We start from the raw sequence: 23229 nt of genomic DNA on the forward strand, positions 1-23229 counted from the left end.
GGCGCCTCGACCCCGCAGGCCGCATGACCCTCTTTCCCCCCTCGAGCGCCCCGCGCGTCTTCTACGTGGCCCCCGGCGCGGACTTCTCCGCCGCCCTCGCCCGGGGCCTGCGCGAGCGTCTCGCCGCGGCGCCGGGGGGCGAGGCGCCCGAGGCCATCGCCCGCGTCCAGCTCTACCTCAACACGCGGCGCACCGGCCGCGCCCTGATCTCGGCGCTGGAGGCCGGGCGCCCCGCCGCCTGGCTGCCCCGCCTCTCCTACGTCGGCGAGATGGCGGAGGAGGCGCTGCTCGCCGGCATCCCCGCAGGCTCCAGCCCGATGCGCCGCACCCTGGCGCTGATGCGCCTGACCGAGGCGTTCCTCGCCGCCAACCCCGAGTTCGGCGATCCGCTGGGCGCCCCCGCGCTGGCGATGTCGCTGCGCGGGCTGCTCGACGAGCTGCAGGCCGCCGGCCTCGACGCCCAGGCGCTGCGCGAGCTGGACCTCGCCCAGCACGCCGCCCACTGGGACCTGACCGCGCGCTTCCTGACCATCGCCGCCGAGCACTGGCCCGCCTGGCTCGACGAGAACGAGCACGGCGCGCCGGACCCCGAGACCCGCCGCCGCCTCGCCGTCGCGGCCCTGCGTGCGGAGTGGGAGGCGCAGCCGCCTGCCCATCCCGTGATCGCCGCAGGCTCCACCGCCTCGACCCCCGCCACCGCCGAGCTGCTGGCCGCCGTCGCGCGCCTGCCCGACGGCGCGGTGGTGCTGCCCGGCTGGGATCCCGACCTGCCGCAGGACGTGTGGGAGGAGCTGACCGGCGACGCCCCGCGCCCCGAGCACCCCCACCACTTCCAGGCCCGCTTCCTCGCCTCGCTCGGCCTCGGGCCGCAGGACGTGACGGCCTGGGGCGAGCCCTCGCCCCCCTCGCCGCCCCGCCTGCGCCTCCTGACCCAGGCCCTGCGCCCCGCGCCCGTGACCGACCACTGGCTCGACGCGCTGGAGGAGCTCGCCGCCGAGGCCCCCGCGGCGACCGCGGGGCTCGCCCTGCTGGAGGCGGAGACGCCGCGCGACGAGGCCGCCGCCATCGCCGGCGCCCTGATGGCCGAGGCCGCCGCCGGCGGCACGGCGGCCCTCGTCACCCCCGACCAGGTCCTCGCGCGCCGGGTGAAGGCGGAACTGGGCCGCTGGGGGATCGAGCCCGACGACAGCGCCGGCCGCCCCCTCGGCCTGACGCCCCCCGGCATCCTCCTCGGCCTCGCCGCCGGCCGCCTCGGCCGCCCGATGACGGCCGAGGCGCTGGCCGCCCTGCTGCGCCACCCCCTCGCCTGCGCCCCCGCCCGCCGCGCTCACCTGCGCTGCCTCGCCTTCCTGACCCGCGAGGCGCTGCGCGGCGGCGCCCGCGAGATCGACTGGGACCGGCTGAGCCAGCGCCTCGACGCCCGCCGCGCCGACCCCGAGCGCCCCGCCAAGGCCCCCGAGGGCTTCGATCCCTGGCTCGCCTGGCTGCGCGGCCTTCTCGCCCCCCTCGCCTCGCCGCCCCCGGGCGCCGCCGCCTGCGTCGCGCTCCACCGCGCCGCCGCCGAGGCTCTCAGCCGCGGCCCCGCCCATTTCGCCCCCGAAGACGCCGCCGAGGCGGGCGCCGAGCTCGCCCCCCTCTGGTCCGACGCCGACGGCGCCGACGCCCTCCGCTTCGTCGAGGAGCTGGCCGAGGCCGCCCCGGCCCACGGCGACGGCCTGCCCCCCGCCGCCTACGGCGCCCTGTGGACCGCGCTGATCCGCGCGAAGCAATCGCGTCCCCGCCCCGAGCGGGTGACCGAGCGGATCCGCATCCTCGGCGCGCTCGAGGCCCGGGCGGAGACCGTCGGCCTGATGATCCTCGGCGGGTTGAACGAAGGGGCCTGGCCCGCCCATCCCGCGCCCGACCCCTGGCTGAACCGGGGCCTGCGCGAGCAGCTCGGCCTCGCCTCGCCCGAGCGGCGCATCGGCCTCGCCGCGCACGACTTCCTGATGGCCGCGAACGCGCCCCGTGCGGTGCTCAGCCGCTCGAAACGCGACGACGGCGGCCCCTCGAACCCCGCGCGCTGGCTGGTGCGCCTGTCGAACCTGCTCGACGGCGCCTCGAAGGAGTCCCTCGCCGCCATGCGCGCCCGCGGCCAGGCCCTGCTGCGCGCCGCCGACGCCCTCGACCTGGGCCCCACGGTTCCGCCGGAGCCCCGCCCCAATCCCAAGCCGCCGGTGGAGACCCGCCCCCGCCGACTGTCGGTCACGGCGGTCGAGACGCTGGTCCGCGACCCCTACGCGATCTACGCCCGCCACGTCCTGCGCCTGCGCAAGCTCGAGCCCCTCGGCCGCGCCCCGGACGCGCGCGACATGGGCACCGCCCTGCACGCGGTGATGGAGGCCTTCGCACGGGACATCGCGCCGCTGCCGTCGACGGCGGGCGTGCCCGAGCTCCGCGCCAAGCTGATCGCCGCCGCCGAGCGCCTGTTGCCCGATCTCGTCCCCTGGCCCGCCCAGCGTCGCCTCTGGCTCGCGCGCATCGCGCGGGCCGCCGACTGGATCGCCGCCGGCGAGGCCGGACGCCGCGCCCACGGCGAGGTGGCGGCGCTGGAGGCGAAGGGCGAGCGTCTCCTGGAGGGGCAGGGCGGCGCGTTCCGCCTGACCGCCACCGCCGACCGCATCGACCGGCTGGGAACCGGGAGCCTCGCCATCTACGACTACAAGACCGGCACGCCCCCGTCCGAGAAGCAGATCGGCGTCTACAACGTCCAGCTCCAGCTCGAGGCCGCCATCGCCGAGGCCGGCGGCTTCCCCGACCTGCCCGCAGCCCCGGTCGCCCATCTCGAATACGTGGGCCTGTCGGGGTCCGGCGTCGGCGGAACCTCGCGGCTGGTGGACCTGGTGAAACGCTCCGCCGCCGACGCCTGGGGAGAGCTGGGGGAGCTGGTCGCCCGCTACGACGATCCCGCCCAGGGCTACCGCTCGCGCGAGCGCCTGCCGCGCGAGGAGTTCGTGGGCGACTACGACCAGCTCGCCCGCCATGGCGAGTGGACCGGCGCGGAGGACGGCGAATGAGCCCGCTCGACAAGCCCCCCCATGAGGCGACGCTGGCGCAGGTGCGCGCCTCCGCCCCCGGCGCCTCGGCCTGGGTGGCGGCCAACGCCGGCTCGGGCAAGACCTCGGTGCTGACGCGGCGCGTGGCGCGCCTGCTGCTGGACGGCTGCCGGCCCGAGAAGATCCTCTGCCTGACCTACACGCGCGCCGCCGCCGCCGAGATGCAGGCGCGCCTCTTCAAGCTGCTGGGCGAGTGGTCGCTGCAGAGCGACGCCACGCTGGCGACGACGCTGACCGACCTCGGCCTCCCCGGAGATCCCGACCGCCAGGCCCTGCGCCGTGCGCGAAAGCTCTTCGCCGAGGCGCTGGAGACCCCCGGCGGCCTGAAGATCCAGACGATCCACGCCTTCTGCGCCTCCCTCCTGCGCCGCTTCCCGCTGGAGTCCGGCGCTCCCCCGGGGTTCTCGGAGCTCGACGACGCCGCCCGCGCCCGGATGCTGGACGAGATCCGCGACCGCCTCGCGGCCGAGGCCGAGGCCACGCCCGACGCCCCCTTCGACGCCGCCGCCAACCGTCTCTCCGAACAGGGGCTCGAGAGCCTGACCGCCGCCATTCTCGGGGCCCGGGACCTGTTTCCCGAAAACCCCGAGCCGCTCTTGCGTGCGGCCTTCGACCTCTCCCCCGCCTCCGACTTCCGCCGCGCCGCCGAGCGGGAGATGTCGGGCATCGACGCGGACGACCTCGGCCGCCTGGTCGAGACGATGTCGAAGGGCAAGAGCACCGACGCCAAGTTCGCCGACGAGCTGCGCCCCGCCTGGCAGGCGCTGGAGGCCGCCGACGCGCTGACCGCCGCGCGCGCCGTCGAGACCGCGCTGCACACGAAGTCGGGCGAGCCGCGCAAGCTCTCCCGCCTGCCCACCAAGGGCGTGGCCGAGGCGCATCCCTGGACGGCGGAGCTGATCGAACAGCTCTCGGGCCAGGCGCAGGAGCTGCGCGCCCTGCGCGTCGCCCATGCCGGGTTCGACAAGGCCATGGACCTGCACCGCTACGCCCGTGCCGTGCTGGACCTCTATGCGAAGGAGAAGGCGCGCGAAGGCGTCATCGACTTCGACGACCTGATCCGCGCGGCCGGCGCGCTGCTGACCACCTCCGAGACCGCCGCCTGGGCGCTGTGGAAGCTGGACGGCGGGCTCGATCACATCCTGATCGACGAGGCGCAGGACACCTCGCCCGCCCAATGGGCCCTGGTGCGCGCCATCGCCGAGGAGTTCCTGGCCGGCCAGGGCGCCCAGGACCGCCCCCGCACCGTCTTCGCGGTGGGCGACGAGAAGCAGTCGATCTATTCCTTCCAGGGCGCGGCCCCGCGCGAGTTCGGGCGGATGCGCGCCCATTTCCGCCAGTTTCTCGCCGCCGCCGCCGAGGCCGGCGAGGGCATCCCCCTGCAGGAATCCTCGCTCGACTACTCCTTCCGCTCGGCGCCGTCGCTGCTGGCGCTGGTCGACGCGGCCTTCGCCGACGCGGCCGCCGCCCTGACCGCGGACGCCGAGACCCCCTCCCACATCGCCTTCCACGAGCAGGCCCCCGGCCGCGTCGACCTCTGGCCCCTGCTGGAGACGCCCGAGCGCGCCGAGCCCCCCGCCTGGCACCTGCCGGTGGACGCGCTGCCGGCCCAGGCGCCCGTCCTGCGCCTCGCCGACGCCGTCGCCGCCCACGTCCAGGACCAGATCGGCGCCCCGATCCCCGACCGCGACGCGCCGGGCGGCTGGCGTCCGATGCGGGCCGGCGACGTCATCGTGCTGCTGCGCCGGCGCGGGGCGCTGGCCGGCGCCCTGGTCGACCGGCTCAAGCAGCGCGGGGTCCCGGTGGCGGGGGCCGACCGCCTGCGCCTGACCGCCTCGCTGGCGGTGCGCGACCTGCTCTCGCTGCTGCGGGTGGCGCTGGACCCCGACGACGATCTCTCCACCGCCGAGGTCCTGCGCTCCCCCCTCGGCATGGTCTCCGCCGAGGAGCTGGAGACCCTGGCCCTGACCCGCGACCGCAGCTCCCTCTCCCGCTTCCTGCGCGAGACGTTCCCGGATCACCCCGCGGCGCGCCTGCTGACCGACGTGCTCAACGCCGCCGACTACGAGCGCCCCCACGAACTGCTGCAACGCGCCCTCGTCGGCCACGGCGCCCGCGCCCGCATCCGCGCCCGCCTGAACCCGGAGGAGGAGGACGCCGTCGACGAGCTCCTCGCCCGCGCGCTGGCCTACGAGGCGACCGAGACCCCCACGCTGCCGGGCTTCCTCGCCTTCATGGAGGCCTCCGAGGACCTGACCCTGAAGCGCGAGATGGACGGCGCCGGGGACGCGGTGCGGGTGATGACCGTCCACGCCGCCAAGGGGCTCGAGGCGCCCTTCGTGATCCTCGCCGACGCGGGGCCGTCGAAATCCCCGCCCGGCTCCGACGTCCTGACCCACCCCTCCGACCCGCCCGTCGCCCTGTGGTCCTCGCCGAAAGCCGACGAGGCGCCCCCGATGACCGAGGCCAAGGCCGCGCGCGCCGAGCGGGAGGCGGACGAGTCCCTGCGCCTGCTCTACGTGGCCCTCACCCGCGCCCGCTCTCGGCTGCTGATCTGCGGCACGCTGGGCGCAAAGGCGGACCCGGAGGGGAGCTGGCACCACCGCGTCGCCGGCGCGATGCTCGACTGCGACGCGACCGAGACCCCGGCCCCCGCCTGCCTCGCCGCCGAGCCCTTCGAGACGGTCCTGACCCTCGCCGACCGCTGGACGCCGCCCGCCGAGGTCGCCGCGCCGGCCGCGGCCACGGACGACGCCGAGGGTTTCGCGCCGGCCGCGGCGCCCGCCGACCTCGGCGCCGCCGGACCCTTCCGACCGGCCCCGCCTGCCGGCGCCCGTCCGGCCTCGCTGCCCCGCGCCCGGCGCCGGGTGGCGGCGAGCGCCCTGGACCGCGAGGGCGAGGCCGCGGCCCCCGCGCCCCACGCCCCCTCGCCCCACGCCCCCTCGCCCCACGACCGCGAGACCGCGCGCCGCCGCGGCGACGCCATCCATCGCCTGCTGGAGGCGTTGCCGCCGCTCCCGCCCGAGGCCCGCGGGACCCGGGCCGAGGCGCTGCTCGCCGCCGCCCATCCCGAGCTCCCGCCCGAACTGCGCGCCGGCTGCGTCGAGGAGGCGCTGGCGGCCCTCGCCCACCCCGACGTCGCCCCCTGGCTCGCGCCCTCGGCGCTGGCGGAGGCGACGCTTTCGGCCGACCTGCCCGGAGACCTGCGCCTGATCGGCCGGGTCGACCGGCTGGCGGTCGAGCGCGGGCGGCTGCGCCTGCTGGACTGGAAGACCGGCCCCGCGCCCGAGACGGCGCCCGAGCCCTACCTGCGCCAGATGGCGGCCTACCGCCACGCGCTTCAGGCGCTCCACCCCGGGGCGGAGATCGAGGCGGCCCTGTTCTGGACCGCCTCCCTCCGCCTCGAGACCCTGGCGCCGGAGGCCCTCGACGCCGCGCTCGCCCGCCTCTCCGCCGACCCGAAGGCCGACCGGCTCGCGGAGGCCGCCGACCCGCCCAACCCCGCAGCCGAGCCTGCCTGAGGCCGGGCGCGGGTCTCGCCCCGCCCCCCGACCCGCCCCCCCGACCCGCCCCCCGACCCGCCCCCGACCTGCTGCGGCGCGACGCAGCCGGACGCGCCGGCAGGGCGTCTCCGGCCCCCGCCGCCCGCCCCCTGCATCCGGCGCCGTGGCGCCGCGGAGACCCCATATCTGCGCCCTGCCGCCCCGGCGCATGCGCGATCTTGACCCGTCCGCCCCGCCTACCTAGCTTCAACCCTCCCGGCGCCGGACCTCCGGACGCCGCCGAATTCAGGAGAGCGACCATGGGCACGACCCCCGTGACCGACGCCACCTTCGAGAGCGACGTCATCGCGTCCGACACCCCCGTGGTGGTGGACTTCTGGGCCGAGTGGTGCGGCCCGTGCAAGCAGATCGGCCCCTCGCTGGAGGAGCTGGCGGGCGAGCTCGACGGCAAGGTCAAGATCGTCAAGCTGAACGTCGACGAGAACCCCAACGCCGCCTCGCGCTACGGCGTGCGCGGCATCCCCACGCTGCTGGTCTTCAAGAACGGGGCCGTGGCCTCGTCCAAGGTCGGCGCGGCGCCCAAGTCGGCGCTCAAGCAGTGGATCGAAGGCGCCCTGTGACGCCTGCGGGAGGGCTTGCGCCATGATCGGGTTCAAGCCCTCCCTCCCCCCGCCCGAGACGCCGCTGGACCGTCCCGGCCTCTCGGACTGGACCGAGGCCTACGACAATTCCGGCCACATCCCCGATGCGGCCGCCTTCCTCGAAGCCTGGCCCCGCGACGCCGCCGCCTTCCGCGCGGCGCTGGGGCCGAGGGCGCACCTCGACCTGCCCTACCGCGGCGGCCTGAGCGACCCCGAGCGCGAGCGGCTGGACCTGTTCCTGCCCGAGGGCGAGCCCCGCGGCCTCGCCGTCTTCGTGCACGGCGGCTACTGGCTGCGCTTCGGGCGCGAGATCTGGTCCCACCTCGCCGCCGGGGCCGTCGCGCGCGGCTGGGCGGTGGCGATGCCCTCCTACACGCTGGCGCCGCGCGCCCGGATCTCCGCGATGGTCCCCCAGGTCGCGCGCGCGGTGGAGGAGGCGGCCCGCCTCGTCCCCGGCCCGATCGCGCTCGCCGGCCACTCCGCCGGCGGCCATCTCGTCTCGCGCCTGGTCTGCGCGGGCTCGGCGCTGTCGCCCGAGGCCGCCTCGCGCCTCGTGCGCACGGTCTCGATCTCCGGCCTGCACGACCTGCGCCCGCTGCGCTTCACGGCGATGAACGAGAGCCTTGGCCTCGACGCCGCCGAGGCCGCGGCCGAGAGCGCGGCCCTCCACGCGCCCGCCCCCGGCGCCCGCCTCGCGGCCTGGGTCGGGGCGGAGGAGCGGCCCGAGTTCCTGCGCCAGTCGACGATGATCGCGGCGATGTGGGGCGGGCTCGCCGAGACCCGCCTCGTGGTCGATCCCGGCCGCCACCACTTCGACGTGATCGCCCCGCTCGCCGAGGCCGACAGCCCCCTGACGCAGACCCTCGCGGACTGGTAGACCGGGGGGCAGACCCGCACCCGGAGGACCCCCATGCAGTGCTTTTTCGTGCAGCTGAAGACCAGGCTCGGCCGCGCCTACGACGTCGCCGACGCGCTGGCCCGGCGCGAGCTCGCCTCCGAGGTCTATTCCACCTCCGGCGAATACGACCTGCTGGCCAAGTTCTATGTCGAGGACGACGTCGACGTGGGCCATTTCGTGAACCAGAACCTGCACGACATCGACGGCATCGAGCGGACCTACACCACCCTGACCTTCAAGGCGTTCTGAGGGGCGGCCGGGCTGCCGCCACGGCGCGTCGCCCGCCCCCGAATTTCCCTCCCGAAACCGTCGCGCAGGGCGTTGACACCCCCTCCGCCGGGGGATAATCACCCGCCTCGTGACGGGCGCGTAGCTCAGTGGGAGAGCACTACGTTGACATCGTAGGGGTCGCTGGTTCAATCCCAGCCGCGCCCACCATCACACCCCCCTCCGCCGACGGACCGGCCCCTGCGCAGGGCCCCCTTTCCGGGCGGCGGGTTAATCAAGCCTCAACATCCGCCGTGTACCTCCGCCCCACCTGTCGGTCGCGCGGAGTGCGTCATGTCGCTTGAGAACCTGCCTGCGGGACGAAAGATCCTTCTCGTGTTCGCGGCCCTTTTCGGGATCGCCGCCGCCTTCCTGGCGGCCACCGCGGGCGCCGGGCGGATGGCCGCGGGCAGCGGGCTGACGGTGGGGGAGGCGCTGGCCCCCCTCGCCGACACGGCGTCGGGGATCAAGCTGCAGGGCGCCCTCGCCCGCATGGAGATGCAGGCGATCGCCGCCGGCGACGCCGACGGCTCCCTCGACGACTTCGAACAGCGGCTGGAGGAGGCGCGCGGCCACGCCCGCACGCTGCTCGACGGGACGGGGACCGGGGACGCGCGCGTGCCGCCCTCCGACTCCCCCGCCGTGCGCGAGGCCGCGGGCGAGGTGCTGGCCCAGGCCGACCTGCTGCTCGCCGCCGGGCGCGCCCGCCACGACCTGCTCGCCGCGCGCACCGGCGTGGGCAGCGGCGCGGACGAGGAATTCGACGGCCTCTACGACCGCCTGATCGAGGGGACGGAGGGGGCGGTGGCCCTCGCCGGCGCCGACGGCGAGGCTCAGCGCCGCCTCGGCGAGGCGCGCCGCCTGATCGCTCACGGCCACCTGCTGGTCGAGGAGGTGCTGGGCGGCGACGCGGGCGAGGACATGGGCGAGGCGCTGGAGGCTTTCGCCCGCGCCCGGACCCTGCTGGGCGAGGTTCCCGCCCTCGTGCCCGCCGCCGCCGCCGCGCTGGCCCCGCTCGCGGAGGCCGTGACCCGCTTCTCCGCCCTCGCCGAGACCCGGCGCGCGGACGGCCTCGCCCAGGCGCGCGAGGACGCCGCGACGCTGGCCGCCTTCGACGCCGCGCACGCGCGGTTCAAGGCCGCCGCCGACCGGGCCGACCGCGAGATCCACGAGGCCATGCAGGAGGGTCTCGCCGAACTGCGCGCCAACGAGCGCCTCGCCACCCTCCTGCCGGCGGCGGCGCTGCTGGCGCTGGGGGCGTCCTCGCTGCTCGCCTGGCGCTGGCTGACGCGGATCATCGGCGGCCGCCTGCAGGACCTGGCCGAGACGCTGCGCCGGGTGAACGCGGGCGACCTCGACGCGCCCCCGCCCGCCTGGCGCTCCACCGACGAGGTGGGGGAACTGCGCGACGGGCTCGAAGCCTTCCGCAAGGCCCAGGCCGACCGCGCCCGGATGGAGGCCGAGACCCGCGCCCGCGAGCAGGAGGCGACGCTGCGCGCGGAGCAGTCCGCCCGGCTCAACGCCCGCCTGTCCGATCTCGCCGAGGCGGCGGCGAAGGGCGACCTCTCCCGCCGGCTCGGCGCCGGGCACGGCGCGGCCGAGCTCGACCGGCTCGCCGCCGACGTCGACCGGCTGATGGCCGCGGTCTCGCAGGCGGTCTCGGCCGTCGGGGGGGCGCTGGCGGCGCTGGCGCAGGGGGACCTCTCGCGCGGGATGCCCGGGCGCTTCGACGGCGCCTTCGCGACGCTGGCGGCCGACGCGCAGCGCGCCGGCGCCAATCTCTCCGAGATGCTGGGCGAGGTGCGCGCGCGCGCCGGCCGCGCAGGCGCGGAGACCTCGACCCTTGCGCAGGACAGCCGCGAGCTCGCCTCGCGGGCCGAATCCCAGGCCGCCGCGCTGGAGCAGACCTCCGCCGCGGCCGAGGAGATGTCGGCCCGCGTGAAGTCCACCGCCGAGCGCTCCGGCGCCGCCGCCGGAGACGCGCGCCTGGCCGAGAGCCGGGCGGAGGAGGGGCGCGCCGTGGTGGTCCGTTCCTCCGAGGCGATCCGGGCGATCCGCGACAGTTCCGGCCGGATGGCGGAGATCGTGGGGGTGATCGACTCGATCGCTTTCCAGACCAACCTGCTGGCCTTGAACGCCGCGGTGGAGGCGGCGCGTGCGGGCGAGGCCGGCAAGGGCTTCGCCGTGGTCGCGGCCGAGGTCCGCACGCTGGCCCAGCGCAGCGCCGAGGCCGCCCGCGACATCGGCCGGCTGATCGAGGATTCGGGCGCCAAGGTCGAGCAGGGCGTGACCCTCTCCGAAGATGTCGACGGCGCCCTCAACGGCATCCTGGAGGTGATCACCCGCCTCAGCGGCGCCATCGCCGAGATCAGCGACGAGAACCGCCAGCTCTCCGCCGCCGTCTCCGAGACGACGGCGGTGCTGCGCGCGCTCGACGACGACACGCAGCGCAACTCCGCCGCCGCCGAGCGGACGGCCGCCGCGGCTGCGGCGCTCGACGGACTGATGAGCGAGGTCGACGAGCTCACCGCCCGCTTCCACCTCGCCCCCTCCGCCGCCCCCTCCGCCGCCAGAGCCGCCTGAGCGCCGCCGCCCCGGGGCGGGGGAGGCCGCCCGGCCTGGGGGCCGTCCGACGCCGGGGGGCGGCGAGCCCCGGACGCCGATGCCGGACGCCGCCCGAACTCGGGGGGCGTGACGCATGGGCGCCTGCGACCGGGGCGCCCCGGCCCGGCCAGTCCGGGACGCGGCGGAGACCCGGGAGGGGCGCGGCGTGCCCGCGGGCGGTCGTCAGACCTGCATCACATAGGTTCCGGGCGCGTCGCAGAGCGGGGCGAGGCCGGTCTCCGGGCGCCCCATCGGCGGCGGGGCGGCCTGCGCTCCGGCGCGGGCGGAGAGCCAGTCGAACCAGGCGGGCCACCAGCTTCCCTCGCGCGTCGCCGCGGCCTCCAGCCACTCGTCCGGCGTCCGCCAGGGCGCGTGGGCGGGGGTGGTCAGCAGCCGGAACCGGCGATGCGGATGGCCGGGCTCGGAGACGATGCCGGCGTTGTGCCCGCCCGAGGTCAGGGCGAAGGTCACCTCCGCGTCGAACAGCAGATGCGCCTTGTAGACCGAGCGCCAGGGCGCCACGTGGTCGGTCTCGGTCCCCACCGCGAACACCGGCTGGCGGATGTCCGACAGCGCCACCGCCGCCCCGTCGACCTCGTAACGTCCTGCCGAGAGACTGTTTTCCAGGAACAGCCGGCGCAGATACTCGGAATGCATCCGGCAGGGCATCCGCGTCGCGTCCGCGTTCCAGGCCATCAGGTCCGAGGAGGGCGCGCGCTCGCCCATCAGGTATTCGCGCACGATCCGCGACCACACCAGGTCGTTCGAGCGCAGGATCTGGAAGGCGCCGGCCATCTGCCGGCTCTCCAGCACGCCCTGCTCCCACATCATGTCCTCGAGGAACGCGATCTGGCTGTCGTTGATGAACAGCATCAGCTCGCCCGCTTCCGAGAAATCCGCCTGCGCCGCCAGCAGCGTCAGCGAGCCCAGCCGCCGGTCCCCGTCCCGCGCCATCGCCGCCGCCGTCAGCGTCAGCAGCGTCCCGCCCAGGCAGTAGCCGCAGGCGTGGGCCTGCTCCGCCCCGGTGATCTCCAGCGCCGCCTCCAGCGCCGCCAGCAGCCCCTCGCGCCGGTAGTCGTCCATGCCGAGATCCCGGTCCGAGGCCGTCGGGTTCAGCCACGAGATCGCGAAGACCGTGAAGCCCCGATCCACCAGATGCCGGATCAGAGAGTTTTCCGGCCGCAGGTCGAGGATGTAGTATTTCATGATCCAGGCCGGGACGATCAGCACCGGCTCGGCCTGCACGGTCGGGGTCGTGGGCGCGTACTGGATCAACTCCATCAGCCGCGTGCGCAGGACCACCTTGCCGGGCGTGACCGCCACCTGCTCGCCGGGGGTGAAGGCCGGATCGCGGGGCGCGGGGCGGCCGGAGAGCACCCGCTCGAAGTCCTCCTGCCAGTTGCGGAACCCCTGCACGAGGTTGCGCCCGCCGGTCTCGCGCGTGCGCTCCAGCACCTCGGGGTTGGTCCAGAAGAAGTTGGCCGGCGAGACGACGTCGAGCATCTGGCGCGCGGCGAAGGCGACGGCCCGCTCATGGGCCGGCGTCACGCCGCGCACGTCGGTGGTGGCGTTCCACCACCACTGCTGGGTCAGCAGGAAGGCCTGGTGGATCGCATTGAACGGCGGCCGGCGCCAGCCGGGCGCGTCGAAGCGGCGGTCGTGCTCGAGCGGCGCGATGCAGAGCTCGCCCTGGCCGCCGGCCATCGCGCAGGCGGCCATGTAGCGCTGCAGCTTCAGGGTCTTGCGCAGCGCCTTGTCGACCAGCAGCATTCGCTTGCCGGGGGAGGCGGCGAGATGCACGGCCCAGTCGGACCAGATCGCGAGCAGGGCGGCGGGCGACAGCCCCAGGGTCGCGCGCGCCAGCAGGGCGTGGAGCGCGCGGTCGAAGACCTCGCCCAGGGCCTCGGCGGCGGGCGAGGTCTCGGGCTCGGCCGGGCGCGGCGGCGCCGGGCGGCGGCGGCGGCGGGCGATGGAATCAGGCTTCATCTCGACCTCCTGGCCGGTGCGACATGGGGCCGACATGCCCTTTCAGAAGGGCGCGCGCCTTGATGCACCGCAATGCGACCTGCCGCGCTGCTGGGCAGATTGCGCCCGAAGCCCCCGCCGGCGACGGCCGGGCGGGGGCGTCCAGCAAGACGGGAGCGGACGGATGACCTCGCGGATCGGACGGATCCTGCTGATCGCGGCGGCTGCGCTGGCCGCGGGCTACGCCGTCCTCGCCTGGCGGGGGGCGGGGGAGGGCCTGCCCGAGGGAATCGTCGTCGGCAACGGGCGGCTGGAGGCGACGCAGGTGAACCTCGCCCCCCCGCGCGCCGGGCGCGTGGTCGAGGTGGCGGCGCGGGAGGGCGACCGGGCCTCGGCGGGCGAGAAGCTCGCGCGGCTCGACACGGCGGAGTTGGAAGCCTCGCTCGACCGGGCGGAGGCGGAGGCGGCGCTGGCCCGCGAAAGCCTCGCCCAGGCCGAGGCGCAGGTGGAGCTGAGACGCTCCGAGACCCGGCTGGCGGTCCACGAATACGAGCGCGCGGCGTCGCTGGTGGCCAAGGGGCACGCGTCGCAGGCGACGCTCGACGCGCGCCAGTCGGCCCGCGACGTGGCCCAGGCGGCGGAGCGCGCGGCCCAGGCCGCGGCCGCCACCGCCTGGCGCGCCATCGCGGCGGCCGAGGCGGAGGTCCGGCGCATCGTCTCGCTGATCGGCGATTCGACCCTGGTCGCGCCGGCGGACGGGCGGGTGCTCTATCGCCTGGTCGAGCCCGGCGAGGTGGTCGCCGCCGGCCAGCCGGTGCTGACCCTGCTGGACCTGGGCGACGTCTACATGGAGGTGTTCCTCTCGGCCCGCGACGCGGCCCGGGCGACCCTGGGGGGCGAGGCGCGCATCGTGCTCGACGCGTTCCCCGAGGCGGCGATCCCCGCGACCGTCAGCTTCGTCGCCCCCGAGGCCCAGTTCACCCCCAAGCAGGTCGAGACGCTGGAGGAGCGCGAGAAGCTGGTGTTCCGGGTGCGCGTGCGGGTGCCGCCGTCGCTGATCGACGCCTATTTCGACCGGGTGAAAACCGGGATGCGGGGGCTCGCCTACCTGCGGCTCGACCCTGCCGTCGACTGGCCCGAGGCGCTGGCCGACCCGGTGACGGCGCCCGCCGGATGAGCCCGCCCGCGATGCGCATCGCAGGCGTCAGCCATCGCTACGGCAAGGTCCTGGCGCTGGACGAGCTGTCGCTGGAGATCCCCGAGGGCCGCCTGGCCGGGATCATCGGCCCCGACGGAGTCGGAAAATCGACCCTGCTGGGGCTGCTCGCCGGCGCCCGCCGGCTGCAGTCGGGGCGGATCGAGGCGCTGGGCGGCGACATGGGCGAGGCCGGCCACCGCCGCCGCGTCGCCTCGCGCATCGCCTACATGCCCCAGGGGCTGGGGCGGAACCTCTATGCCGAGCTCTCGGTGCACGAGAACCTGGCGTTCTTCGGCCGGCTCTTCGGACAGGAGCGGGCGGAGCGGGACCGGCGCATCGCCTCGCTGCTGGCCGCGACCGGGCTGGACCCGTTTCCGGACCGGCCGGCGGGGAAGCTCTCGGGGGGGATGAAGCAGAAGCTGGGGCTGTGCTGCGCGCTGATCCACGACCCCGACCTGCTGATCCTCGACGAGCCGACGACGGGGGTCGACCCGCTCGCCCGCGGCCAGTTCTGGGACCTGGTCGGGGAGATCCGGGCGCGCCGGCCGGGCATGTCGGTGGTGGTCTCGACCGCCTACATGGACGAGGCCGCGCGTTTCGACTGGCTGGCGGCGATGGACGCGGGCCGGGTCATCACCGCGGGCACGCCCGGGGAGATCGCCGCGCAGGCCGGCGCCGAGGACCTGGAGGCCGCCTTCCGCGCCCTGCGCCCGGGGGAGCGCAAACCGGCGCTGACCATCCCGCCGCGCGGCGCGGACGGGGCCGAGACGGTGATCGAGGCCCGCGGCCTGACGCGGCGTTTCGGCGATTTCGCCGCCGTCGACGGGGTCGATTTCGAGATCCGCCGCGGCGAGATCTTCGGCTTCCTCGGCTCCAACGGCTGCGGCAAGTCGACGACGATGAAGATGCTCTGCGGCCTGCTGCCCCCCTCGGAGGGGGAGGCGCGGGTCTTCGGCCGCCCCGTCGACGGCCGCGGCGGGCGCGAGGCGCGCCGCAGGCTGGGCTACATGAGCCAGGCGTTCTCGCTTTACGGAGAGCTCACGGCGCGGCGGAACCTCGACCTGCACGCGCGCCTCTTCGAGCTGCCGGCGGAGACCCGGCGCGCGCGGATCACGGATCTCAGCGAACGATTCGGCCTCGCCGCCCATCTCGACCAGCGCGCCGACGCCCTGCCGCTGGGGGTGCGCCAGCGTCTGTCGCTGGCCGTCGCGGTGATCCATGCGCCGCCGCTGCTGATCCTGGACGAGCCGACCTCGGGCGTGGACCCCGACGCGCGCGACGACTTCTGGCGCCTGCTGGCGGAGCTGGCGCGCGGGCAGGGGACCACGATCTTCGTCTCGACCCACTTCATGGCCGAGGCGGAGCTCTGCGACCGCGTGGCCCTGATGCACGCGGGCCGGGTGCTCGCCTGCGACGCCCCTGCGGCGATCGTGGCGCAGGCCGGGGCGGAGAGTTTCGAGGCGGCTTTCGTGGCCCATCTGCGCGCGGCCCTTGGCCCCCAGCCCGAGGCGCCCCCGCCGCCCGAGGCGGGGGAGATCGCGCGCCCGCCCTCGGGCTGGTTCTCGCCCGCGCGCTTCACGGCCTTCGCCGCGCGCGAGACGCTGGAGCTGGTGCGCGATCCGATCCGGCTGGCCTTCGCCTTCCTCGGCTCGGCGATCCTGCTGACCGTGTTCTGCTTCGGCATCACCCTCGACGTCGAGGACCTGCGCTTCGTCGTCCTCGACCAGGACCGCACGCCCCAGAGCCGGGCCTATGTCGCGGCCTTCGAGGGCTCTCGCTATTTCGCCGAAGGGCCGCCCGTGACCTCGCCCGCCGAGGCCGACCGCGCCCTTGTCGAGGGCCGCGCCTCGCTGATGCTGGAGATCCCGCCGGGCTTCGGCCGGGCGCTGGAGCGGGGCGACGCGCCCGAGGTGCTGGCGGTGGTCGACGGCGCGGTCCCCTACAAGGGCGAGACGGTGGAAAGCTACGTCGCCGGCATCCACGCGGCCCACCTCGCCGAGCTGGCCCGGGAGGGGGGCGAGCGGGCCTCCGCCCTCGCCTCGATCGAGACGCGGTTCCGCTACAACCCCGGCTTCGAGAGCCTGGCCGCCATGGCCCCGGCGATGCCCGCGCTGCTCCTGATCCTGCTGCCGGCGATCCTGACCGCGGTGTCGGTGACGCGCGAGCGGGAGCTGGGCACCATCGCCAATTTCCACGCCACGCCGGCGACGCGGCTGGAGTTCCTGCTGGGCAAGCAGGCGCCCTACGTGGGCGTCGCCTTCGTCAACTTCCTGCTGCTGTCGGTGATGATCGCGGGCGTCTTCGGCGTGCCGATCAAGGGGGGCGCGGCGCCGCTGGCGCTGGGGGCGCTGCTCTACGTCTGGGCCACGACCGCCTACGGGCTGGTGATGGCGACGCTGGTCTCGAACCAGGTGGCGGCGGTCTTCGCCACCGCGCTCAGCGCGCTGCTGCCGACCCTGCAGTTCTCGGGCCTGCTGCAGCCCGTCTCGACGCTGGAAGGGGGCGCGCGGGCGATCGGCACGCTGTGGCCGGCGGGGTGGTTCCTGCATCTCAACGTGGGGGCCTTCGCCAAGGGGCTCGGCTGGGCCGGGCTCTGGCCCGACATCGCGGCGCTGGCGCTGTTCGGGCCGGCGTTCCTGGGCCTCGCCTGCCTGCTGCTGAGGGGGCAGGAGCGATGATCGGACGGGCGCGGCGCATCTTCTGGCTGGGGCTGAAGGAGATCCTGAGCCTGCGGCGCGACATCGCCATGTCGCTGCTGCTGGTCTGGGCCTTCTCGGCCGCGGTCTACATGGACGCGACGGGCAAGACCGGCTCGGTCAACAACGTCTCGGTCGCGGTGGTGGACGAGGACCGCTCGGCCCTCTCCCGCGCGCTGGTGGCGGGGCTGCGCCCGCCGGAGTTCCAGCCGCCGGTGGAGATCGCCGCCGGCGAGGCGGACGCGCGGATGGACGCGGGCGAATACCTGTTCGTGATCTCGATCCCCCCGCGGTTCGAGGCCGACCTGATCGGCGCGCCCGCCGCCGGGCGGGGGCCGCAGATCCAGGTTCTGGTCGACGCCACCGCGATGGAGCAGGCGGGGCTGGGCGCGGGCTACATCCAGCGGATCCTGGGCGACGAGATCGCCCGCTTCGCCGCGGGGCGGGAGGGGGAGGCCGCCCAGGCGATCCGGCTGGTCTCGCGCTCCGCCTTCAACCCCAATCGCGACCCGGTGCAGTTCCAGGGCGTCACCAGCCTGATCGGCCACGTGACCATCCTGTCGGTGATCCTCGCCGGCGCCGCCCTGATCCGGGAGCGCGAGCACGGCACGCTGGAGCACCTGCTGGCCATGCCCCTCTCGCCCTTCGAGATCGCGGCGGCGAAGATCTGGGCGAACGGGGCGGTGGTGCTGGGGGCCACCACGCTCTCGATGCTGCTGCTGGTCGAGGGGGCGCTGGGGGTGGAGGTGGCGGGCTCGCGCCTGCTGTTCCTGGCCGGGACGGTGGTCTACCTGTTCTCGACCACGGCGCTGGGCATGTTCCTCGCCACCGCCGCGCGCTCGATGGCGCAGTTCGCGCTGCTGTTCTTCCTGGTGATCCTGCCGATGCAGCTTCTCTCGGGCGCCGAGACCCCGATCGAAGGCCAGCCCGACTGGCTGCAGCCCTTCACCCTGCTGCTGCCGTCCCGCCATTTCGTCGGCTTCGCCCAGGCGGTGATCTTCAAGGGCGCGGGCTTCGAGGTGGTCTGGCCGCAGTTCCTGGCGCTGGGGCTGATGGGGGCGACGCTGCTGGGGCTGAGCCTCGCGCGGTTCCGCGCCTCGGTGGCGGAGGAGCGCTGAGGGAAAACGACCTGCAGTTGACCGGCGTCAAGGCGGCGTCTTGAATCGGGTGCAGACTGGCGCAAAGCCCGCGAGCCCGAGTCGCGGCCCGTTCCAGGAGGAGTCGCCATGACCCGTTCCCCGACCGCCGGCGTCCCGACGCCGGACCTCTCCGCCACGCCCTTCGCGCTGCTGGACCCCGCCCACGCGATGCGCGCAAGCCAGCGGTTCCTGTCGCTGGCGGCCGAGACCAACGCCCACGCCTTCGAGGGCCTGCAGCGGATGCAGCAGCAGTGGCTGGGCTTCGTCGCCGGCCGGCTGGAGGACGACCTGGCCACGATGCGCGCGCTGGCCGCCTGCCGCAGCGCGCCCGAGGTCTGGGAGACCAGCCTGAAGTTCTGGGACCGCGCCGGGCGCCAGTACGCCGAGGAGGCGGAGGTGGTCGCCTCCGAGACCATGACCCAGGCGCGCGAGGGGGCCGAGGACCTCAAGCGCGAGGCCGCGGCCCTGGCCGAGGCCGACTGAGCGCGGCCGGAGGCGAGGGCCGGCGCGCGGGCCCCGGGGCGATCCCGGGGCCCGGGCGCGTCACAGGCGGTTGCGGAACTCGTTCACGTCGTCGTCCTCGCCCTTGGGCCCGCGGGAGCGGCCGCGCCAGAAGCGCCAGATCAGCGCCAGCGAGAGGCCCGAGAACAGCATCCACGCCACCAGCAGCGCCAGCAGCCCGCCGGTCCCCGCGGGGTCGGGCAGCACCAGACCCAGGCCGATGCGCCACACCAGCAGGGCCAGCGCCATGGCGAAGGCGCCGAAGGAGAAGCTGAGCAGCACGTAGCCGGAGACGACGAGCTCGGCCAGCAGCAGCGCCAGGCCCAGGCCCAGCCAGATCCACGGGTCGCTCAACCAGGCCGCCAGCATCGCCTCAGTCCTTCGCCAGGATGGTGGCCGCGCGGGTGAAGCCGTCGGTGGCGTCGCCCGGAAGCACGATGATCTTGGAGTTCGAGGAGGCGGCGAGCCGCTGGAACGCCTCGATCTGGCGCTCGGCGATCTGGAAGCGGGCCGCGGCCTCGCCGCCCTCGGCCATGCCGTCGCGGATCAGGCGGTTCGACTCGGCGGTGGCGTTGGCGGTGACCATCAGCGCCTCGGCCTCCTTCTGCTGCTTGTAGAGGGCGGCGTCGGCGGCGAGCTCGACCGCGCGCTTCTCGCCCTCGGCGCGCAGGATCGCGGCGCGGCGCATCCGCTCGGCCTCCAGCACCTCGGCCATGGCGCGCTGGGTCTCGGGCTTGAGCTCGACGTCGGTGATCTCGGCGCGGGAGATGTTGATGCCGTAGTCGTCGGCCGCGGCCTCCAGCGCCTGGCGGATCTCGACGTTGAGGCTCTCGCGCTCCTGCTGGACGGCGTCGAGCTCGACCTTGCCGATCTCGGCGCGCACCAGAGACTTGATCAGGCCGATCACCAGCTCGTTGACGTTGGAGACGCGGAACACGGCGTATTCGGACTTCACGATCCGGTAGACGCAGAGCAGCTCGATCGAGAACACCACGTTGTCGCGGCTGACCACGTCCAGACGGACGTCGGTGATCACCTGGTCGGCGATCGAGATCCTGGAGTGGACCTGGTCGAGGTAGGGCACCACCAGGTTCACGCCCGCCGACAGCGTGCGGTGATACTTGCCCAGGCGCGTGACCACGTACTGTTCGGACTGGGGCACGATGCGCACCCCCAGGATCAGGGTGACCGCGAAGAACAGGATCACCACCACCAGCACCACCGAGCTGGCGTCGAACATCGTGAGGAAGTTCATCGGATCGTCCATCGGCGCGCGGCCTCCCCTCGTGGTTGCGTCCGTCCATATGGACCCGCCGCGAGGCGCGTGCAACGCGCGAGGGGCCGGGGGCGGCGCCGGGCGACGTGGCGTCTGGGGCGTGGCGATCCGCGGACTCCGGCGGATCGCGGCGTTGCGATTCCGCGCCGCGCACCCCACACTCGGGGCATGACCGGGCCGAGCATGCATCGACCGGCGGGGCCTGCGCGCCCCGTCGCGGGGGCCGCGGAGGTCCCCGGCGCGACCGCGCTCGCCGCGGCCGCGCCGGTGGAGCCGCGCGCCCCGGCGTCGCCCGCCTACACCCGCGCCGAGCAGGTCGCCGACGCCGCCGTCCACTGCGTGGGGGTGGCGCTGGCGCTGATGGCCGCGCCGGTGATGATCGTGATCGCCGCGCTGCTGGACGGGACCGGGCCGGTGATCGCGGGCGTCTCGGTCTATGCGGCGGGGCTGATGCTGATGCTGGGCTGCTCGGCCGCCTATCACCTGCTGCCGCCGGTCAGGCCGGCCTGGCGCGAACTGCTGCGCCGGCTGGACCACGCCGCCATCTACCTCAAGATCGCCGCCACCCAGACCCCCTTCGCGGTGCTGATCGGGGGGGCGGGGGCGGCCTGGCTGCTGGGCTCGGTCTGGGTCGCGGCGCTGGGCGGGGCGGCGCTGCGGATCTTCTGGCCGCGCGGCTTCCGCCGGCTGGCGGTGCCCTTCTACCTGGCGCTGGGCTGGGCCGGCATGGCCCTGTTCTGGCCCGGTGCGGGGGAGGACGCGCTGGGCCTCGCCACCGTGATCCTGGTGATCGTGGGGGGGCTGCTCTACACCTTCGGCGTGGTGTTCCTGCTGGCCGAGCGGCTGCGCTACCACAACGCCATCTGGCACGGCTTCGTGCTGGTCGCGACCTTCGTCTTCTACGCCGCGGTGGTGTCCGAGATGGGGATCCGCGCCGTCGCGGGCCCGGTCTGAGGCGCCGCCGCGCCCTTGACCCCCGCGCCGCGCGCACGATCTGGAAGGACGCGCCGGCTCCCGGCGCGTGACCGCAGACCGCACGGAGACCCCATGTCCCGCACCCGTTCCGCCCTGGGCGCGACGCTCGCCTGCCTGCTGGCGGCCGCGCCGGCCGCCGCCGAGCAGATCGGCGAGGTCGACACCGCCTTCAAGCTGGTGGGCGCCAACCACAAGATCGTGGTCGAGGCGTTCGACGATCCCAAGGTCGAGGGCGTCTCGTGCTTCCTCAGCCGGGCGAAGACCGGGGGCATCTCGGGCAGCCTGGGGCTGGCGGAGGACACCTCCGACGCCTCGATCGCCTGCCGCCAGGTGGGGCCGATCCGCTTCCTCGACGAGCTCGACGCCGGCGAGGAGGTGTTCCAGCGGCGGACCTCGATCGTCTTCAAGTCGATCCAGGTGGTGCGCTTCTGGGATCCCGAGCGCGCGACGCTGGTCTATCTGACCTATTCGGACAAGATGATCGACGGCTCGCCCAAGAACGCGATCTCCGCCGTCGCCGTGGGCCCCTGGGGCGACCAGCCCGCGCCCGAGCCTCCCGTCTACGACGACTGACGCCCGAGGGTCTCGCGACCCCTGCCGTGGGAGACGTCCCCGCCAGGCCCGCCCGCAGGGCGCCTGCAGGCCGCCTGGCGAAGCGGTCTACAGGCGCCCTGCGGGCGGGCTTGGCTGCGTCGCGCCCGAGGCCCGGGCGCGCCCCAAGGACGGGTCAGCCCGCGTGGGGCGTGCCGGAGAAATCGGCGGACGGGTCCGCCTCGAACGGGTGGAAGGGCCCGGGCTCGACCGGGACGGTCTTCACGGTCAGGCCGAGCGCGGGGGACCAGTCGTGCAGGCGGATCGCCGGCGCCTCGAGCGCGAAGCCGGGCCAGGCGCCGTCCTGCACGGGGGGGATCTGCACGCCGGTGGCGGGGCAGGCCGCGACCAGCGTCCCCGCCCAGTGCCGCTCGGCCGCCGCGTGCACATGGCCGGTGGCGACGCGCAGGACGCCGCGGCCCTGGAAGGTCTCCGCCGCCAGGTCCGCGCCCCGGAACACGAAGCGGTCCATGAACGGCAGGCCCATCGGGCAGGGCGGGTGATGGGCGAAGACCAGCGCCGGGCGGCCGCGGGCCAGGCGCTCGCGCGCCCAGGCCGCGCGCTCGGCGCAGAGACGGCCGGCGGTCTCGCCCTCCTCGATCGTGTCGAGGCCGAGGATCAGCAGGCCGTCCGCCTCCTGCGCGAAATGCAGGAACGGGCCGGCGGGCAGGTCGACGCGGGCGCCGAAGGCCGCCCGCATCCGCTCGCGCAGGTCGTGGTTGCCGGGCAGCAGGCGCAGCGGAGCCTTCAGGTCCGACAGGATCTCGGCCGCGAGCGCGTATTGCGCCTCGCCGCCGCCGTCGACGATGTCGCCGGTGTGCACCACCAGGTCCGGCCCGATCTCGTTGAGGCGCGCGACGGCCCGGGCGAGGCCCGCGGCCATGTCCACCCGGTCCTTCCACAGGGTCCCGGCGGCGGTGATATGGCTGTCGGTGATCTGGGCGATCCTCATCGCGCGCTCCCCTTGCGCGCCGACGCCGCGCCGGTCCGACGCTCCCGCCAGAAGGCGTAGAGGCCGGCGGCCACGATCATCGCGGCGCCGATCATGGTCCGGGCGTCGGGGATCTCGCCGAAGACGGCGAATCCCAGGATCAGCGCCCACAGGATGACGGTGTAGCGGAACGGCGCGGTGAAGCCGATCTCCCCCGTGCGCATCGCCACCACGCCGGCGTGATAACACACGAAGATCGCCACCGAGGAGGCGACGATGGCGGTGACGTGCCACAGCTCCATCGGCGCCCAGGGCGAGACCAGCGAGCCGACCGCCCCCGTCGTGCCCACCGTCATCAGGGTGATGAAGGTGATCAGCAGGTGCGGCGTGGCGGGATCGGTGCGCCGGGTCACCACCTCGCGCACGCCGAAGCACAGCATGCCCCCCACGGCGTAGAGCGCGTCGGGGTCGAAGGCCTCGCCCCCCGGGCGCACGATCAGCATCACGCCCGCGAAGCCCGCGAGGATCGCGAGCCAGCGCCGCCAGCCCACCCGCTCCCCCAGCAGCACGCCCGCGAGCGTCAGCAGCAGCGGCAGCACCTGGTTGATCGCCGAGACCTCGGCCAGGCGCAGGCGCATCACCGCCTCGAGGTAGAGGATCGTGGCCCCGATCTCGGCCGCCGAGCGCAGGGCGAGCCACGGCAGGTCCTGCCGGGGTGGCGGGCGCAGCACGCCGCGCCGGGCCAGCACCGCCGCCACCGCCGCCGCCGCCAGCGCCGAGCGCAGCAGGATCGCCTGGAACATGCCGATGTCGGGAAGCACCAGCTTCATCAGCGCGTCGTTGCAGGCGACGCCGAACATGGCCAGCGCCATCCACCCCGCCCCCTGCAGATTGCGGGCGAGTCGGTCGGCAGGGGCGAGGGCGAGCGCCATGGAGGCTCCGGAGGCTG

17 protein-coding genes and 1 tRNA gene are annotated in these 23229 nt (G+C 75.1%); 13 read left to right on the forward strand and 5 right to left on the reverse strand.

Annotated elements, in window-relative coordinates; all coding sequences use genetic code 11:
- Window positions 1-23: 23 nt before the first annotated feature.
- The 7 genes from addB to BM064_RS04720 all read left to right on the forward strand — a co-directional run bounded on the left by addB (window position 24) and on the right by BM064_RS04720 (window position 10987).
- Window positions 24-3056, forward strand: a complete 3033-nt coding sequence (gene addB / locus BM064_RS04690) for a double-strand break repair protein AddB (RefSeq protein ID WP_092858357.1) — start codon at window positions 24-26, stop codon at window positions 3054-3056.
- Complete coding sequence (addA, locus tag BM064_RS04695; protein ID WP_092858359.1) at window positions 3053-6616, forward strand: double-strand break repair helicase AddA; 3564 nt, start codon at window positions 3053-3055, stop codon at window positions 6614-6616. The genes addB and addA overlap by 4 nt, the downstream gene beginning before the upstream one ends.
- Before the next feature lie 281 nt (window positions 6617-6897).
- Entirely contained in the window at window positions 6898-7218 is a 321-nt protein-coding gene (gene trxA / locus BM064_RS04700) for a thioredoxin (protein ID WP_092858361.1), read from the forward strand.
- Between the two features lie 22 nt (window positions 7219-7240).
- Complete coding sequence (locus BM064_RS04705) at window positions 7241-8116, forward strand: alpha/beta hydrolase (RefSeq protein ID WP_092858363.1); 876 nt, start codon at window positions 7241-7243, stop codon at window positions 8114-8116.
- Window positions 8117-8149: 33 nt separating this feature from the next.
- Window positions 8150-8386 (forward strand): Lrp/AsnC ligand binding domain-containing protein, encoded by a 237-nt coding sequence (locus BM064_RS04710; RefSeq protein WP_092858365.1) that lies wholly within the window; start codon window positions 8150-8152, stop codon window positions 8384-8386.
- A gap of 114 nt (window positions 8387-8500) precedes the next feature.
- Window positions 8501-8575, forward strand: a tRNA-Val gene (locus tag BM064_RS04715).
- A gap of 123 nt (window positions 8576-8698) precedes the next feature.
- Complete coding sequence (locus tag BM064_RS04720) at window positions 8699-10987, forward strand: methyl-accepting chemotaxis protein (RefSeq protein WP_092858367.1); 2289 nt, start codon at window positions 8699-8701, stop codon at window positions 10985-10987.
- Between the two features lie 204 nt (window positions 10988-11191).
- Here the strand turns inward: BM064_RS04720 and BM064_RS04725 are convergent, their stop codons facing one another.
- Window positions 11192-12994, reverse strand: a complete 1803-nt coding sequence (locus BM064_RS04725) for a PHA/PHB synthase family protein (protein ID WP_218160953.1) — start codon at window positions 12992-12994, stop codon at window positions 11192-11194.
- A 163-nt stretch (window positions 12995-13157) separates the two neighbouring features.
- Here BM064_RS04725 and BM064_RS04730 point away from each other — a divergent pair, with 163 nt between their 5' ends.
- From BM064_RS04730 to BM064_RS04745, 4 genes are all read left to right on the forward strand, one after another.
- Window positions 13158-14150 carry an HlyD family secretion protein gene (locus tag BM064_RS04730; RefSeq protein ID WP_092858371.1) on the forward strand — a complete coding sequence of 331 codons (993 nt, stop codon included), beginning with the start codon at window positions 13158-13160 and terminating at the stop codon, window positions 14148-14150.
- A gap of 11 nt (window positions 14151-14161) precedes the next feature.
- Window positions 14162-16849: a ribosome-associated ATPase/putative transporter RbbA gene (gene rbbA / locus BM064_RS04735; RefSeq protein ID WP_245779054.1), complete on the forward strand. Its 2688-nt coding sequence runs from the start codon at window positions 14162-14164 to the stop codon at window positions 16847-16849.
- Window positions 16846-17985, forward strand: coding sequence for an ABC transporter permease (locus BM064_RS04740; RefSeq protein WP_092858375.1), 1140 nt, complete (start codon window positions 16846-16848; stop codon window positions 17983-17985). Before rbbA ends, BM064_RS04740 begins: the two co-directional genes overlap by 4 nt.
- A gap of 108 nt (window positions 17986-18093) precedes the next feature.
- Window positions 18094-18489, forward strand: coding sequence for a phasin family protein (locus BM064_RS04745; RefSeq protein ID WP_092858377.1), 396 nt, complete (start codon window positions 18094-18096; stop codon window positions 18487-18489).
- A 60-nt stretch (window positions 18490-18549) separates the two neighbouring features.
- On the opposite strand, the gene BM064_RS04750 is transcribed toward BM064_RS04745, so the two are convergent.
- Together BM064_RS04750 and BM064_RS04755 are read right to left on the reverse strand one after the other, a co-directional pair.
- Window positions 18550-18876 (reverse strand): hypothetical protein, encoded by a 327-nt coding sequence (locus tag BM064_RS04750; protein WP_092858379.1) that lies wholly within the window; start codon window positions 18874-18876, stop codon window positions 18550-18552.
- 4 nt (window positions 18877-18880) lie between these two features.
- On the reverse strand, window positions 18881-19774 hold the full coding sequence (locus tag BM064_RS04755) for an SPFH domain-containing protein (RefSeq protein ID WP_177236144.1): 894 nt from the start codon (window positions 19772-19774) through the stop codon (window positions 18881-18883).
- A gap of 192 nt (window positions 19775-19966) precedes the next feature.
- Between BM064_RS04755 and trhA the strand changes: the two genes are divergently transcribed.
- Both trhA and BM064_RS04765 read left to right on the forward strand, forming a co-directional pair.
- A complete protein-coding gene (gene trhA / locus BM064_RS04760) occupies window positions 19967-20737 on the forward strand; it encodes a PAQR family membrane homeostasis protein TrhA (protein WP_092858383.1) in 771 nt (256 codons plus the stop codon).
- A gap of 93 nt (window positions 20738-20830) precedes the next feature.
- Window positions 20831-21331, forward strand: coding sequence for a CreA family protein (locus BM064_RS04765; RefSeq protein ID WP_092858385.1), 501 nt, complete (start codon window positions 20831-20833; stop codon window positions 21329-21331).
- 154 nt (window positions 21332-21485) lie between these two features.
- Here BM064_RS04765 and BM064_RS04770 read toward each other — a convergent pair whose 3' ends face one another.
- Complete coding sequence (locus BM064_RS04770; RefSeq protein WP_092858387.1) at window positions 21486-22301, reverse strand: metallophosphoesterase; 816 nt, start codon at window positions 22299-22301, stop codon at window positions 21486-21488.
- Window positions 22298-23212: a DMT family transporter gene (locus tag BM064_RS04775; protein ID WP_092858389.1), complete on the reverse strand. Its 915-nt coding sequence runs from the start codon at window positions 23210-23212 to the stop codon at window positions 22298-22300. The genes BM064_RS04770 and BM064_RS04775 overlap by 4 nt, the downstream gene beginning before the upstream one ends.
- Window positions 23213-23229 lie beyond the last annotated feature (17 nt).

Source organism: Albimonas pacifica, from assembly GCF_900113695.1.
GTDB classification, from domain to species: domain Bacteria; phylum Pseudomonadota; class Alphaproteobacteria; order Rhodobacterales; family Rhodobacteraceae; genus Albimonas; species Albimonas pacifica.

Bases quoted from the DNA above. Each gene is read 5' to 3' on its own strand.
- BM064_RS04770 (WP_092858387.1), bottom strand. From the start codon at position 22,301: ATGAGGATCGCCCAGATCACCGACAGCCATATCACCGCCGCCGGGACC.
- rbbA (WP_245779054.1), top strand. From the start codon at position 14,162: ATGCGCATCGCAGGCGTCAGCCATCGCTACGGCAAGGTCCTGGCGCTG.
- BM064_RS04765 (WP_092858385.1), top strand. From the start codon at position 20,831: ATGTCCCGCACCCGTTCCGCCCTGGGCGCGACGCTCGCCTGCCTGCTG.
- BM064_RS04720 (WP_092858367.1), top strand. From the start codon at position 8,699: ATGTCGCTTGAGAACCTGCCTGCGGGACGAAAGATCCTTCTCGTGTTC.
- BM064_RS04725 (WP_218160953.1), bottom strand. From the start codon at position 12,994: ATGAAGCCTGATTCCATCGCCCGCCGCCGCCGCCGCCCGGCGCCGCCG.
- BM064_RS04750 (WP_092858379.1), bottom strand. From the start codon at position 18,876: ATGCTGGCGGCCTGGTTGAGCGACCCGTGGATCTGGCTGGGCCTGGGC.
- BM064_RS04710 (WP_092858365.1), top strand. From the start codon at position 8,150: ATGCAGTGCTTTTTCGTGCAGCTGAAGACCAGGCTCGGCCGCGCCTAC.
- trxA (WP_092858361.1), top strand. From the start codon at position 6,898: ATGGGCACGACCCCCGTGACCGACGCCACCTTCGAGAGCGACGTCATC.
- BM064_RS04775 (WP_092858389.1), bottom strand. From the start codon at position 23,212: ATGGCGCTCGCCCTCGCCCCTGCCGACCGACTCGCCCGCAATCTGCAG.
- BM064_RS04740 (WP_092858375.1), top strand. From the start codon at position 16,846: ATGATCGGACGGGCGCGGCGCATCTTCTGGCTGGGGCTGAAGGAGATC.
- BM064_RS04730 (WP_092858371.1), top strand. From the start codon at position 13,158: ATGACCTCGCGGATCGGACGGATCCTGCTGATCGCGGCGGCTGCGCTG.
- addA (WP_092858359.1), top strand. From the start codon at position 3,053: ATGAGCCCGCTCGACAAGCCCCCCCATGAGGCGACGCTGGCGCAGGTG.
- BM064_RS04755 (WP_177236144.1), bottom strand. From the start codon at position 19,774: ATGGACGATCCGATGAACTTCCTCACGATGTTCGACGCCAGCTCGGTG.
- trhA (WP_092858383.1), top strand. From the start codon at position 19,967: ATGCATCGACCGGCGGGGCCTGCGCGCCCCGTCGCGGGGGCCGCGGAG.
- BM064_RS04745 (WP_092858377.1), top strand. From the start codon at position 18,094: ATGACCCGTTCCCCGACCGCCGGCGTCCCGACGCCGGACCTCTCCGCC.
- addB (WP_092858357.1), top strand. From the start codon at position 24: ATGACCCTCTTTCCCCCCTCGAGCGCCCCGCGCGTCTTCTACGTGGCC.
- BM064_RS04705 (WP_092858363.1), top strand. From the start codon at position 7,241: ATGATCGGGTTCAAGCCCTCCCTCCCCCCGCCCGAGACGCCGCTGGAC.